Here is a 14,099-nt window from a genome sequence, read left to right on the forward strand (position 1 = left end):
AGAGAGCAGTTATGACCGAGAGCCTTTCCCCCATGCCCCCGTCCATTACGGACAGCCATTGCCATCTGGATTTTCCCGATTTCGAGGGTGAGCTGGACGCGCTGATTGCGCGGGCAGCTGAGGCCGGTGTGATCCGCATGGTCACGATCTGCACCAAACTGCGCAATGAGCCCACCGTGCGCGCCATCGCCGAGGCGCATGCGCCGATCTTCTATGCGGCGGGCACCCACCCGATGAGTGCCGCAGACGAGCCGCTGGTCTCGGTTGATGAACTGGTGGCGCTGGCGCAGCATCCGAAATTTGTCGGCATTGGCGAGACCGGGCTGGATTATCACTATACCGCCGACAGTGCGGAGGTGCAGAAGACCTCGCTCAGAACCCATATTACGGCGGCGCGGGAAACCGGCCTGCCGCTGATCATCCACGCCCGCGCAGCCGATGAGGATATGGCCGCCATCCTGCGCGATGAAATGGCCAAGGGCGCCTATACCTGTGTGATGCATTGCTTCTCCTCCTCGCCTGAACTGGCGCGGGCGGCGCTGGATCTGGGGTTCTACCTGTCAATGTCGGGCATCGCCGCCTTTCCCAAGAGCCAGGAACTGCGCGATATCTTTGCCGCCGCCCCGATGGAGCGGATTCTGGTGGAAACCGACGCGCCCTATCTGGCGCCGCCGCCCTATCGTGGCAAACGCAATGAGCTAAGCCTATACCGCCCATACCGCCCGCGTAGGCGCAGAGGTGTTTGGTGTGGATTACGCCGATTTCGCCGCCCAGACACAGGCCAATTTTGACCGGCTGTTCTGGAAGGCTGCCAAATATGAGGCCGCCGCCTGATGGGCGTGCTGCGCTTTACCATTCTGGGCTGCGGGTCCTCCGGTGGGGTGCCGCGACTGGGCGGGCATTGGGGCGATTGCGACCCTGACAATCCCCGCAACCGCCGCCGCCGCTGCTCGCTTCTGGTGGAGCGGGACGGTCCCGAGGGCACCACGACGGTGCTGATCGACACCTCCCCCGATATGCGCAGCCAGCTGCTGGACACCGGCACCGGGCGGCTGGACGGGGTGGTCTATACCCATTCCCACGCCGATCATGTGCATGGCATTGATGATCTGCGGATGATCGTCTTCAACATGCGCGACCGTATTCCGGTCTATGCCGATGGCGACACGCAGAACGCGCTGCTGTCGCGGTTTGGCTATGCCTTTGTGCAGCCCGCAGGCTCCCCCTATCCGCCCATTCTGGACCTGCGCAGCATTGACGGCCCGCTGACGATTTCTGGCCCCGGTGGCGATATCACCCTGCGCCCGTTTGAGGTCAATCACGGCTCCATTGAGGCGCTGGGGTTCCGCATTGGCGATGTCGCCTATCTGCCGGATGTGGCCAAGATCCCCGACAGTGCGCTGGTGGAATTGCGGGATCTGGACTGCTGGATCCTTGATGCGCTGCGCCGCAAGCCGCATCCCACCCATCTGTCGCTGGACGAGGCGCTGGAGTGGATCGAGCGGATGGCGCCAAAGCGCGCGGTACTGACCAACATGCATATTGATCTGGATTACGCGCAGGTCGCCGCTGAGACCCCTGATCATATCGATCCCGCCTATGACGGGATGGTGATCGAATACCCGATCTGCGCCGCCACATAAGGCGACCGCGACCCCGCCCATAGGAAGGCACATCATGTTTCAGAGCCTGATTGATGTCATCCTGCCGGTGTTTCTGGTCATTGGCGCGGGCTATGTCGCCACGCGGCGCGGGTATTTTCAGTCCAGCCATGTGGATGGGCTGATGAAATTCACCCAGAGCTTTGCCATTCCCTGCCTGCTGTTTCGCGCCATTGCGACGCTGGATCTGTCGGCGAGTTTTGACCCGCGTCTGCTGATCAGTTTCTATACAGGCGCGGCGGCCTGTTTCTGTCTGGGGATGGCCGGTGCGCGGCTGATTTTCAAACGCGACTGGGAAGATTGCGTGGCGATCGGCTTTTGCTGCCTGTTCTCCAATTCTGTGCTGCTGGGCCTGCCGATCACGGAGCGCGCCTATGGGGCCGACAATCTGACTGGCAACTATGCGATCATCGCCTTTCACTCGCCGTTTTGCTACGGGCTGGGGATCACGGTTATGGAGATCGTGCGCAACAAGGGTGCTGGCGGCATCGCTACGGTGAAATCGGTGTTCAGCGCGATGTTCAAGAATGTGCTGATCCTCGGCATCGCATTGGGGTTTGTCGTCAACCTCTCGGGCCTGTGGATCCCTCAAGCGGTGGACGAGGCGCTGTCGCTGGTCATTCGGGCGGCGCTGCCAACGGCGCTGTTTGCGCTCGGGGGCGTGCTGGTGCAATACCGCCCCGAAGGAGACCTGCGCACCATCGGTTTTGTTTGTGCGATCTCATTGATGGTGCATCCGGCGCTGGTCTGGAGCATGGGCAGCGCCTTGAAGGTGCAGCCGGATCTGTTCCGCTCTGCGGTGCTGAATGCCGCGATGGCGCCGGGGTTCAACGCCTATATCTTTGCCAATATATATGGGCGCGCAAAGCGGGTGGCGGCGTCCTCGGTGCTGATTGCCACGGGGTCCTGTATCCTGACGGTCTGGCTCTGGCTCTTGATCCTGGGCTGAGCCACGAAAAAGGGCGCCGCAGCGCCCCCCGTGATCTGTTTCCATGGCGACGATCAATCGCCGTCTGCCACCCCGCGCTGACGCAGCCGGGCGCGGCGGGCCCGGTAGCTGGGCAGGATCACCAACACCGCCGCCAGCCCCAAGAGGCCGATGGTCATCGGGCGTTCCATCAGGAAACCCAGCCCATCATAGAGCTGCATCGAGCGGGAGAAATTATCCTCCAGCATGGATCCCAGAATGAAGCCGATCAGCAAGGGGGCCAGCGGATAGTCGGCAAAGCGCAGTACCGTGGCGCAGATCCCTAGGCCGACGAGGATCAGCAGTTCGGTCGCATTGTTCTGCCCGATATAGGCCCCCATCAAGGTGAAGAAGAAGATGAAAGGGATCAGATAGTTGCGCGGCACCGCCAGAACCTTGGCGATATAGGGGATCAGCGGCAGGTTCAGGATCAACAGGATCAGGTTGCCGACATACATCGAGATGATCACCGCCCAGAAGATCTCCGGCTCATCCACCATCAGGCGCGGACCGGGCGAGACATTGAGCGCGATCAGCGCCCCCAGCAGGATTGCCGTGGTACCCGAGCCGGGAATGCCAAGCGTCAGCAATGGCACAAAGGAGCCTGTGCAGGCGGCGTTATTGGCACTTTCCGGCGCGGCGAGGCCTTTGATGGCGCCCTTGCCGAACTCTTTCTGCTCCTCCTTCGGGGCGATATTGCGCTCCACCGCGTAGCCAAGGAAGGAGGCGATGGTGGCCCCTGCCCCCGGCAGCACACCGATCAGGAAGCCCTGGATCGACTGGCGGCCAATCACCGGCGCGATGGATTTGGCCTCCTCGCGTGTGATGCGCAGATCCTTGATCTCATTGCTGCCACCTTCGGTCTTGGAGCGGCTGGGATCGAGCACCAGATACAGCGCCTCTGGCAGGGCAAACATCGCCATCGCCAGGGTGATGAAACCAAAGCCCGATTGCAGGTCCATGATGCCCATGGTGAAGCGGGGCATGTTGAACAGCGCGCCCTCACCCACTGTGGCCATGATCAGGCCAAGCACGGTCATCAGCAGCGCCTTCACCACCTGACCGGTGCCCGCAAAGGCGGCGATGGCAGAAAGCCCCACCACCATCAGCGCAAAGTATTCGGCGGAATGGAATAGCAGCGCGACGCTGGCCAGCGCAGGGGCGAAGATCATCAGCAGGATCGCGCCAATGCTGCCGCCGCAGAAGGATGAAATCGCCGCCACGGTCAGCGCCTTGCCCGCCTTGCCCTGTCGCGCCAGCGGGTAGCCATCGAAGGACGTCGCCACGGTTGAGGCCACGCCCGGCGCATTGATCAGGATTGACGAGGTCGAGCCACCGAAGATGGCGCCATAGTAGACACCTGCCAGCAGGATCAGCGCAGCCGAAGGATCACCGATGGAGATCGCCACCGGGATCATGATGGAAATGATGCTCATCGGACCGAGGCCCGGCAACATGCCGATGAAGGTGCCGATAAGGCAGCCCCCGATCACCATCAGGATGTTGCTGAAAGAAAAGGCCGTGCTGAGGCCGATCAGAATACCGTCCAGCATATCAGCCCCCAGTTCCCATAAAGAAGGGCAGCGGGCGCAGGTAGATACCCAGCACCTGCTGCACCAGATACCAGACCACGCCAGCCGCCAGAACGGCGATGGGGATCAGGATATGCAGCTTGCGTTCGCCAAGGATCATGGCGCTGATCACCAGAAATGCGATGGTGGAGATCAGGAAGCCAACCGGACGCAGCGCCAGCGCGTAGATCACCATCATCGCGAGAAGTGCCATCGCCTGACCCAGTTTGTAGTCCAGCAAGCGGCGGTAATCGATGTCGCCGGCCTTGGGGCCTGCATCAGCTTTCTGCGGTGACAGCAGGATGATCAGCGCGCAGATCACCGCCATAACGGACAACCCCTTAGGGAAGGTGCTGGGCCAGATGGCATTGAATTTCATGAACGGCGGCAGGCCTTCGTCCATGGTGAAAAAGGCCGTGTAGCCATAGGCGAGGCTGATCATAAGAATGACCAGCGCGATCCATCGGTCGAGCGCCATTGGGCTCTCCCCCTTTGATGAGATATATCGAGCGTGAAACCGGGCGGGCGGCGCGGCCCCCTCCTGAAGATGCGCGCCGCCGGTTTCTGGTGTCAGAGGCATGGCGCCCGGCACAACTCGGACCGGACGCCTGTCTGCTCTGCCAGACTTAGAGGAAGCCGAGTTCCTGCATCAGACTTTTGATGACCTTTTCCTGACCCTCCAGGAAGCTGACGAAGTCGTCGCCGCTGTTATGGATGTTCACCCAACCGTTGCGGGCGCGGACCTCTTCCCATTCGGGGGTGTCATACATCTTGGCCAGGGCGGCGCGGTAGGCTTCGACCTTCTCCTCTGGCAGTCCCGGCGCGCCGAAGAAGCCGCGCCAGTTGACGAAAGTGGCGTCAATCCCCTGCTCTTTCATTGTGGGGGCGTCTGCATAGGCAGGCACGCGGTTCTCGGCGGTGACGCCGATGATCTTAACCTCGCCTGCGTTGGCGAGATCAATCGCCTCGGAGAAACCGGTGGAGAGTGCGGCGATTTCTCCGGAGAGAAGTGCGGCCATAGCCACACCGCCCGCATCATAGGGGATGTATTTCACCGCTGTCGGCTCCTCGCCTGCGGCTTTCATCACCATGGCGGCAACCAGATGATCCATGCCGCCGGGGACCGAACCCCCGCCGATGGCGGTCTTGCGCGGATTGGCCTGATAGGCTGCGATCAGATCCGACATTGAGTTGATCGGGCTGTCCTTGCCCACAACGATGGCCGCGTAATCGCCAATGGTGCCTGCCACCATGGTGAGGTCCCGGAAGTTATGCGGGAAGACACCGGTGAGCGAGCGGATCACAATCGGCGTCGAGTTGACCATCAGGGTGCCGTGGTTGCTCTCGGCGTTTTCGATCAGATAGCCGATCGCCTTGCCACCGCCACCGCCGGACATGTTTTCAAAGGAGGCGTTGCCCACAAGGCCCGCCTTGGTCAGCGCCTCACCGGTGCCGCGCGCGGTGCCGTCCCAGCCGCCGCCTGCGCCGCCGGGGATCAGAAAGTGGATGCTGTCCACCATCTCATCCGCAGAAACCGGCGCAGCAAAGGCCAGTGTCGCAGCGGTCACCGCCATCAGGGCGCGCCGGGTCAAAGTCGTTTTCATCTGTTTGTCCTCCCATTTGACAAATGGCGGCTTGGCCGCTCATGACTGAAAGGGAACACGTCAAGCTGACACAAACCTGTCACATCGCATTTTGCCACCACGGGCGTTGCCCTTCCCACGGATAGATCCCCATGCGTTTTCTGCTGGTCGAAGACAACCTGAGCCTGGCCGCCGCCGTCGAGGACCGGCTGCGGATGGATGGCCATGTGGTGGATCATGCCCCGGATCTGGCGGTCGCGGATGACTATGCGGCGACGGCGGATTACGATTTGATTTTACTGGATATTATGCTTCCGGATGGGGACGGTCGCAGTTTTCTTAAGTCCCATCGCAGCCGCGAGGGCACAACGCCGGTGATCGTGCTGACCGCGCGGTCAGAGGTGTCGGATCGGGTGGGCGTGCTGGATCTGGGCGCGGATGATTACATCACCAAGCCCTTTGATTTTTCCGAACTGGAAGCGCGCTGCCGGGCAGTGTTGCGGCGCCATGGTGGCGGCAGTTCCAACCAGAAACGATTCGGCGCGCTGGTGTTTGATCCCTTGGCGGGCACGCTGGTGGTGGGCGACAAAACCGTCTCCCTGCGCAACAAGGAGCTGCGACTGCTGGAAATTTTCATCAATGCGCCGGACAGGATTTTTTCCAAATCGAAACTGGTGGACCGGCTGTTTTCCTATGAGGAAGACGTTTCGGAAAATGCGATTGAGGTTTATGTGGCACGGCTGCGCAAACATCTGGCCGGGGCGGATGTGGAAATCACCACGGTGCGCGGGCTGGGCTATCGGATGTCGCTTGCATGAGCCGCGCGCTGCCGACCAGCGGGTCAATCCGGCGGCGGCTGACGTTGCAGCTGGTGGGCAGTGCCGCCTTTCTTGCCTCGCTATTGTTCTTCATCGTGCTGGTCTTCACCCGGGATGTGTCGCAGCGCACCCATGACAGTATTTTGCAAGCCTCGGCCACGTCGATCATGGACTCGGTCTCTGTCCGCTCGGGCGATGTGATGGTCGATATCCCCTATTCGGCGCTATCGATGCTGGGCAATGTCAGCGATGATCGGGTGTTTTATCGGGTCGCGCAGAATGATCGTTTGCTCACTGGTTACGGCGATCTTCCGCTGTCCGATCTGCTGCCGCAGCGAGGGAAGCCGCGATTTGATACTGCGCCATACAAGGGTGACAGCATCCGCATGGTGACCCTGGCGCGTCGGGTGTCGCTGAACGGTCAGGTCTCCGATGTGGTGATTTCGGTGGCGCAGACCCGCGAAGGGCAGTCGGCGCAATTGGCGGAGCTGACGCGCACCGCGCTGCAGCTTGGTCTGGGGTTTTTCATGATTGCGGCGTTTTTGGCAATCTGGGCGGCACAGTCCAGTATTCGACCGCTTGCCGAACTGGCAGAAGCGGTGTCGCGACGTGGACCGAAGGATCTGCGCCCGGTGCGCCGCCCGGTGCCGTCGGAGATGATCCCGCTGGTCACATCTTTGAACCGCTTTATCGAGCGGCTGCGGATTTCCCTGTCGCGGTCGGAGGATTTCATCGCAGAGGCCGCGCACCGGGTGCGCACGCCGCTGGCCACGGTGCGCACGCAGGCCGAGATCACGCTGAGACGGGTCGAGCGGGACGAAAACCGCGCCTCGTTGCGCGAGATGATCCGCGCCATCGATGAGAGCTCCCGCGCGGCGGGGCAACTGCTGGATCATGCGATGGTGACCTTTCGCACCGACAGTCTACTGCGCGAAGAGGTGGATCTGGGGGCGCTATCGCGCGATCTGCTGAACCGGCTGCGCCCTATTGCGGAGCTGAAAGATATCGCGCTGCATTCCGACCTGCCGCAAACGCCGCCCCTGTCCGGCGATCCGATCCTGATCCAGAACGCAGTGCGCAACTTGCTGGACAATGCGATCAAATATGCGCCTTCCGAGAGCGACATTCAGGTGATCCTGCGCAAGGAGGGGGCAGAGCTGCGGCTGAGCATCATCGACGAGGCGGGCGGATTTCCCAGCGGTGACACCGACGCGCTGACCGCGCGGTTTGCGCGAGGCGCCAATGCCGAGGGGACGATTGGCTCGGGCCTTGGGCTTACCATTGCGCGTGAAGTTGTGGAGGCCCATGGCGGGCGCCTGACCATCGCGCCGAGCCAGGCTACCAGCGGGCCGCTGCAGCGGCATCTCCAAGACAGGAGGGATCATGCGTTTCCTTGTATTTTCCAGTGCTTTGACAGGCCTGATCCGCGCAGCCTGTCTGGTGGCCCTGACCCTTGTTCTGCCAGCGTTCGCAGCGCAGGCGTTTGAGGTGGAGGATCGGCGCCGGTTCGGCCCCGCCGCCGCTGAGGCGAGCGCGGATGTGTTGCGGGTTTTGTCCACCACGGACACCGATCTGCTGGCCCCACTGGTCGAGAGTTTTCTGCGCACCCGTCCGACAGTGGTGGTGGACTACGTCACGGTCAGCAGTTCAGAGCTGATGCGCGCGGTGGTGGAGGATGGCGCGGGTTTTGACCTTGCCGTCTCCTCGGCGCTGGATCTACAGACCAAGCTTGCCAACGATGGGTACACCCGCGCGCATTCCCCCGCTGGGCGGCTGCGGATCCCGGATTGGGCGGTCTGGCGCGATCATGTTTTTGCCTTCTCGCAGGAGCCCGCGTCGATTGTGTTGTCGCCTGCCGCCTTTGACGGGCTGGAGATGCCGCGCAGCCGTCAGGCGCTGATGTCGCTCCTGCGCCGCTACCCCAACCGGTTTCGGGGGCGCATCGGCACATATGATGTCGAGAAAAGCGGCCTTGGCTATTTGTTTGCCACGCAGGATCTGCGCACCTCGGAGAGTTTCTGGCGAATGATGGAGATTTTCGGCAGCCTTGATTTGCGGCTCTATTGCTGCTCCGGCGAGATGATCGAGGCGGTGGCGCGCGGGGAGCTGGCCATCGCCTATAATGTGCTCGGCAGCTATGCCCGTGCGCGGGACGATCTGGCAGAGCGGATCGAGATCGTCGATCCGCAGGATTATACCAATATGATGCTGCGCACGGCTGTCGTGCTGAGAGGGGCGGAGCGCCCGGATCTGGCGGGGGCGTTCATCGACCACCTTTTGCGGGCCGCTTGGGGCGATGGGCGCGATCCGGACTATCCTTTCCCGCGCTACGCCACCGCCGAGACCAACCCCACCGCCGCCTTGCGCCCGATCCAGATGGGACCGGGGCTGTTGGTGTTTCTGGACCGGCTGAAACGGGCGCGGTTCCTTGAGGAATGGCGCAGCACTGTCTTGCAGAAGTAGCGCGAGCGCTTAGCGATAGAGCAGCGACTGGCCGTTGTGAAAGAGATGCAGCTTGGCCGGGTCGGCATAGAGCCGCACAGAGGAGCCGCGCAGCCCCTTGTGAATGCCGGGGAGTTTGGCAATCAGCGGATCCTTCCCCTCGCCCGCCGCGATGTAGAGCACGGTAACCTCGCCCAGGGCCTCGACGATATCAACGCGGCTGTCGATCAACGCGCCGCCTGTGCCCTCCTCAACCAGATCTTCGGGCCGAACGCCGACATTCACGGCAAGCCCCTGATCGGCGTCAGTTGTTGGGATCTCGGCCACGACCTCCTCCCCACTGGTGAGCCGCACCGTGGTGCGCGGCCCCGTGGCGACCACGGTGCCGGGGATAAGGTTCATGGCAGGTGAGCCGATGAACTGGGCGACAAATTCATTCTCCGGTCGCTGATACAGGTCCAGCGGGGTGCCAACCTGCGCGATGCCTTTGTTGGCGAGCACCACAATGCGGCTGGCCAGCGTCATCGCCTCCACCTGATCATGGGTCACATAGATCATGGTGCTGTCGGGCATCGCCTCTTTCAGCTGGGCAATTTCGATCCGGGTGGCGACCCGCAGCGCCGCGTCCAGATTGGAGAGCGGCTCATCAAAAAGATAGACCTTCGGATCGCGCACGATGGAGCGACCGATGGCAACCCGCTGCCGCTGCCCGCCCGACAGCGCCTTGGGCAGGCGGTCGAGATAGGGTTCCAGCTGCAGGATCTTGGCGGCACGGTCGATGGCGGCGTCGATCTCATCCTTGCTTTTCTTCGCGATCTTCAGCGCAAAGGCCATGTTGTCGCGCACCGTCATATGCGGATAAAGCGCATAGGACTGGAACACCATCGCAATGCCCCGCTGAGCGGGCGGGATGTCATTCATCACCGCATCGTCGATTTCCAGCGTGCCACCGCTGATCCGTTCCAGCCCCGCGATCATCCGCAGCAAGGTGGATTTGCCGCAGCCAGAAGGGCCGACAAAGACGATCAGCTCCCCCTGTTTGATATCAAGGTTGATGTCTCTCAGGGACCTCGACGCCGCCCCCGTAGGTTTTGGCCACATTGGTCAATTTCAGGTTTGCCATCTACTGGTCCCTCCCCTGCTCGTCGTTTCTGTCAGACCCGCACCGCAAGGCAGGCCTGCCACGGTGCCAGCGCAACACGCTCGCCGTTCGGTGGTAGATCGGCCAAGGCGATGTCGGTGTCAGGCGTCCGCCATGTGCCCTGCGGCAGGGTGATCTCTGCCGGGGTGTCCCCCAGGTTGAAGGCGCAGAAGATCACCTCGTCGCGGTCCTGACGGGTAAAGAAAGCGACATTGCCCTCTGCCCGCAGCTGATCATGGGTGCCCACCGCCAGCGCCGGATGCGCCTTGCGCAGGGCAATGGCACGGCGGTAGTGGTGCAGCATGGCGTCCGGGTCGGCCTCCTGAGTGGCGACGCTCAGGGTCAGGTGTTCGGGCGAGACGGGCAGCCATGGCTTGCCCTCACTGAAGCCAGCCGGCGCTGTTCGACGGCTCCCAGACCATCGGTGTGCGGCAGCCGTCGCGGCCCTTGAATTCGGGCCAGAACTCAATGCCATAGGGGTCCTGAAGGTCTTCAAAGGCGATGTCTGCCTCCGGTAGACCCAGCTCCTCACCCTGATAGATGCAGGCGGTGCCGCGCAGGCACATCATCATGGTGGTGAACAGGCGCTGCGCCGCCGGGTTGAGACCCCAGCGGCTGCTGTGGCGGATCACATCGTGATTGGAAAACGCCCAGCAGGCCCAGCCATTTGCGGCAACGCGGTCCACCTCGGCAAAAACCTCAGCCAGACGGGAGGCGGTCAGCACATCCTTGGCCAGAAGTTCGAAGGCATAGCACATGTGAACACCGGTGTTGGCCGCCGTGTAGCTGCCCATGATCTCAAGCCCGCGCTGCGCATCGCCCACCTCGCCCACGGCTGCCTTGGCCGGGTATTCATCCAGAAGCGCGCGGAACCGGCCAAGGAAGGCGAGGTTTTCCGGCTGGTTCTTGGAATAGAGATGTTCCTGATGATTATAGGGGTTCACCGAGGGGGCGATGGTGGCGTTGCGTTGCTCCGGCGGCAGGGCCGGGTTCGAGCGCAGCTCTGCATCGTGGTAGTAGAAGTTGATCGTATCAAGGCGGAAGCCATCAACACCGCGCTCCAGCCAGAAGCGGGTCACATCCAGCAGCGCGTCCTGCACCGCAGGGCAGTGGAAATTCAGATCAGGTTGCGAGACCAGGAAGTTGTGCAGGTAATACTGCTCACGCCGGGGATCCCACTGCCAGGCAGAGCCACCAAAGATCGACAGCCAGTTGTTGGGCGGCGTGCCATCTGGTTGCGGGTCGGCCCAGACGTACCAATCGGCGCGGGCATTGTCGCGGCTCTGACGGCTTTCACCAAACCATGCGTGCTGGTCAGAGGTATGCGACAGCACCAGATCAATCATCACCCGCAGGCCAAGACGATGGGCGGCGGCGACCAGTTGATCAAAGTCGGACAGGCTGCCAAACATCGGATCGACGTCGCAATAATCCGAAACGTCATAGCCAAAATCCTTCATCGGGGAGGTGAAGAACGGCGAAATCCAGATCGCGTCCACCCCAAGCGAGGCAATATGCGGCAGGCGCTGGGTGATGCCCCGAAGGTCACCGATGCCGTCGCCGTTGCTGTCCTGATAGCTGCGCGGGTAGATCTGGTAGATCACCGCACCACGCCACCAATCGGGGTCAGCGGCGAGAACCTGGGCCGGGTCGAGTTGAGCTTGAGCGTTCATGTCAGCTGTTTTCCATAGTCTTAGAGTAAGGGGCAGCGCCGGTCTGATCCGGCCTGCGGATCAGGTCACTTGACCGAGCCTGCAAGGAGGCCGCGGACGAGGTATTTTTGCATCGCGAAGAAGACGGCGAGTGGTACCGCGATCGAGACAAAGGCGGAGGTTGCGAGGATCTCCCAATTGCCGCCACGGGTGCCGAGCAGTTCAACAATCTGCTTGGTCATCACTGTGGTTTCTCCGGTTGCGTCGATCAGGAACACCATCGCCACCAGAAGGTCGTTCCAGGTCCACAGGAATTGGAAGATCGCAAAGGAGGCCAGCGCGGGGAAGGATAGCGGCAGGATGATGCGCACAAAGATCATGAAATCGGTGGCGCCATCGACGCGGGCGTTTTCAATGATGTCGCGGGGAATGCCGACCATGTAGTTGCGCAAGAGGTAAATCGCGAGTGGCAGGCCAAAACCGGTGTGCGCCATCCAGACGCCAATGTAGCCCTTGCCGATGCCGATCTCATTGTGGAACTTCAGCAGCGGGATCAGCGCCAGCTGCAGGGGCACCACCAGCAGGCCAACGATAGCCGCCACCAGTAGGGCACGGCCCGGAAATTCCATCCACGCCAGCGCATAGGCGGCAAAGGCCGCGACGAGGATCGGGATGATGGTGGCCGGAATGGTTACGGTCAGCGTGTTGAAAAACGCCTTTGCCATATTGTCTGTCGCATTGCCGGACACCAGTACGGTCTCATAATTCTCCAGCGTGAACTCTGGCGGCACGGTTGCGGTGACGAACACGCGGGGGCCGCGCTTGCCACTGATTTCCTCAGCGCTTTCAATCCGGTAGGCACCATCCTCGGTGACTGTCAGGGTGCCACCACGGCGCAGCTCTGCCGTTTCACCGGGCTGGTAAGCGGCGGGTTCGCGTGCCGAGGTGCCCCAGGCGGAGATCTCACTCTCGGTGCCGTCGGCAAAGAGACGCCCCTCAATCACATAGAGGTCGCCCTCCTGCACCTGTGCGCTGGGGGGATCGGTGCGCAGGGTCAGGTTCTGCTCGCTCGGGAACATCGCGCGCCACCAGCCGCTGGTCGCGATCTGGTCCGAGGTGCGGAAGGAGGACACCAAGAGGCCCAGCGTCGGGAACAACCACAGGCCCACAAGCAGCACCACAGACAGGCGCAAGGCCCAGATCAGCGCAGGTTTTTCTCCGGCAATAACAGTCATCGCGGTCTCCTCAGCGCATTTCGCGGCGGGCGTTATAGACGTTCCAGACCAGGATCGGCAGCACCAGCAGCATGATGACCATGGCACTGGCAGAGCCGACGCCCCAGTCATTGGCGCGGAACAGTTTGTCGTACATGTAATTGGCCAGAACCTGCGTCTCCCACTGGCCATTGGTCATGGCAAAGACGATGTCAAAAACCTTGAGCACGACGATGGTGATGGTGGTCCAGACCACAACGATGGTGTCCATGATCTGCGGCACCTTGATCTTGAAGAAGATCTGAAATGGTCCGGCCCCATCCACGATGGCCGCCTCCACGGTTTCTTCGGGAATGCCGCGCAGGGCTGCCGACAGGATCACCATGGCAAAACCGGTCTGGATCCAGATCAGCACCATCATCAGAAAGAAGCTGTTCCAAAACGGAATTGTCAGCCATTGCATCGGCCCGTCGCCACCAAAGTAGATGTAGACCGCATTCAAGACGCCGATCTGATCGGTGCCTTCGGGGCGCGCGTCATAGACCAGTTTCCAGATCACCGCAGCGCCGACAAATGAGATCGCCATCGGCATGAAGATCAGCGATTTTGCGATATTTCCCCAGGCCAGCCTGTCGGTCAGCTGTGCGGCCAGCAGACCAAAGGCGGTTGAGGCCGCAGGCACAACAAGGAGCCACAAGAAGTTGTTCTGGAGCGCCTCCCAGAATTTCGCCTCTGCCAGCATCTGCTGGTAGTTTGCAAGGCCGACGAACTCTGATCCGCCACCGGGAATCCGTTCCGTGACCGACAGGCGCAGGGTCTCAACCACCGGATAGGCCAGATAAAGCCCCAACGCGAGCAATGCGGGCAAGAGGAACAGCCAAGGCCGGATCATATTGGCGCGACGGATATTGCGGGCGATATGCGCGCCGCGCGCCGGAAAGATCACCCGGTCCAGCACGAGATTGGAAAAGTAGAAATAGCCGACACACCCTCCGACGCCAAAGGCGATTGTGAGCAGGCCCTGAATGGCTGGATGCATGGAATATCTCC

General features: G+C 61.7%; 10 protein-coding genes and 3 pseudogenes. 6 read left to right on the forward strand and 7 right to left on the reverse strand.

The annotated features are described in order from the left end of the window. The first annotated feature begins 11 nt into the window (after positions 1-11). From L0Z65_RS09675 to L0Z65_RS09685, 3 genes and pseudogenes are all read left to right on the forward strand, one after another. A pseudogene (locus L0Z65_RS09675) lies at positions 12-834 on the forward strand (TatD family hydrolase). Beyond that, positions 834-1,643 (forward strand): MBL fold metallo-hydrolase, encoded by an 810-nt coding sequence (locus L0Z65_RS09680; RefSeq protein ID WP_405107158.1) that lies wholly within the window; start codon positions 834-836, stop codon positions 1,641-1,643. Before L0Z65_RS09675 ends, L0Z65_RS09680 begins: the two are co-directional and overlap by 1 nt. Before the next feature lie 34 nt (positions 1,644-1,677). Then, positions 1,678-2,610, forward strand: coding sequence for an AEC family transporter (locus L0Z65_RS09685; RefSeq protein ID WP_405107161.1), 933 nt, complete (start codon positions 1,678-1,680; stop codon positions 2,608-2,610). 53 nt (positions 2,611-2,663) lie between these two features. Here L0Z65_RS09685 and L0Z65_RS09690 read toward each other — a convergent pair whose 3' ends face one another. The 3 genes from L0Z65_RS09690 to L0Z65_RS09700 all read right to left on the reverse strand — a co-directional run bounded on the left by L0Z65_RS09690 (position 2,664) and on the right by L0Z65_RS09700 (position 5,803). Further along, a complete protein-coding gene (locus L0Z65_RS09690) occupies positions 2,664-4,181 on the reverse strand; it encodes a tripartite tricarboxylate transporter permease (RefSeq protein WP_405107164.1) in 1,518 nt (505 codons plus the stop codon). A gap of 1 nt (position 4,182) precedes the next feature. After that, positions 4,183-4,677: a tripartite tricarboxylate transporter TctB family protein gene (locus L0Z65_RS09695; RefSeq protein WP_405107167.1), complete on the reverse strand. Its 495-nt coding sequence runs from the start codon at positions 4,675-4,677 to the stop codon at positions 4,183-4,185. Between the two features lie 148 nt (positions 4,678-4,825). Next, positions 4,826-5,803: a Bug family tripartite tricarboxylate transporter substrate binding protein gene (locus L0Z65_RS09700; RefSeq protein ID WP_405107170.1), complete on the reverse strand. Its 978-nt coding sequence runs from the start codon at positions 5,801-5,803 to the stop codon at positions 4,826-4,828. Positions 5,804-5,934: 131 nt separating this feature from the next. Here L0Z65_RS09700 and L0Z65_RS09705 point away from each other — a divergent pair, with 131 nt between their 5' ends. From L0Z65_RS09705 to L0Z65_RS09715, 3 genes are read left to right on the forward strand one after another with little or no spacing between them, the layout of a single operon-like run. After that, the gene (locus L0Z65_RS09705) at positions 5,935-6,600 is read left to right on the forward strand and encodes a response regulator transcription factor (protein WP_040173806.1); all 666 of its coding nucleotides are present in this window, start codon (positions 5,935-5,937) and stop codon (positions 6,598-6,600) included. Further along, the gene (locus L0Z65_RS09710; RefSeq protein ID WP_405107173.1) at positions 6,597-8,087 is read left to right on the forward strand and encodes a sensor histidine kinase N-terminal domain-containing protein; all 1,491 of its coding nucleotides are present in this window, start codon (positions 6,597-6,599) and stop codon (positions 8,085-8,087) included. Before L0Z65_RS09705 ends, L0Z65_RS09710 begins: the two co-directional genes overlap by 4 nt. Continuing rightward, positions 7,984-9,063, forward strand: coding sequence for an ABC transporter substrate-binding protein (locus tag L0Z65_RS09715; protein WP_405107176.1), 1,080 nt, complete (start codon positions 7,984-7,986; stop codon positions 9,061-9,063). Before L0Z65_RS09710 ends, L0Z65_RS09715 begins: the two co-directional genes overlap by 104 nt. 9 nt (positions 9,064-9,072) lie before the next feature. On the opposite strand, the pseudogene L0Z65_RS09720 reads toward L0Z65_RS09715, so the two are convergent. From L0Z65_RS09720 to L0Z65_RS09735, 4 genes and pseudogenes are all read right to left on the reverse strand, one after another. After that, positions 9,073-10,165: pseudogene (locus tag L0Z65_RS09720) on the reverse strand (ABC transporter ATP-binding protein). Between the two features lie 31 nt (positions 10,166-10,196). Continuing rightward, positions 10,197-11,856: pseudogene (locus L0Z65_RS09725) on the reverse strand (alpha-amylase family glycosyl hydrolase). 65 nt (positions 11,857-11,921) lie between these two features. Then, positions 11,922-13,070 carry a carbohydrate ABC transporter permease gene (locus tag L0Z65_RS09730; protein WP_405107179.1) on the reverse strand — a complete coding sequence of 383 codons (1,149 nt, stop codon included), beginning with the start codon at positions 13,068-13,070 and terminating at the stop codon, positions 11,922-11,924. 10 nt (positions 13,071-13,080) lie between these two features. Beyond that, positions 13,081-14,088: a carbohydrate ABC transporter permease gene (locus L0Z65_RS09735; RefSeq protein ID WP_405107182.1), complete on the reverse strand. Its 1,008-nt coding sequence runs from the start codon at positions 14,086-14,088 to the stop codon at positions 13,081-13,083. Positions 14,089-14,099 lie beyond the last annotated feature (11 nt).

The organism is Phaeobacter sp. BS52, assembly GCF_045040595.1.
GTDB lineage: Bacteria > Pseudomonadota > Alphaproteobacteria > Rhodobacterales > Rhodobacteraceae > Phaeobacter > Phaeobacter piscinae.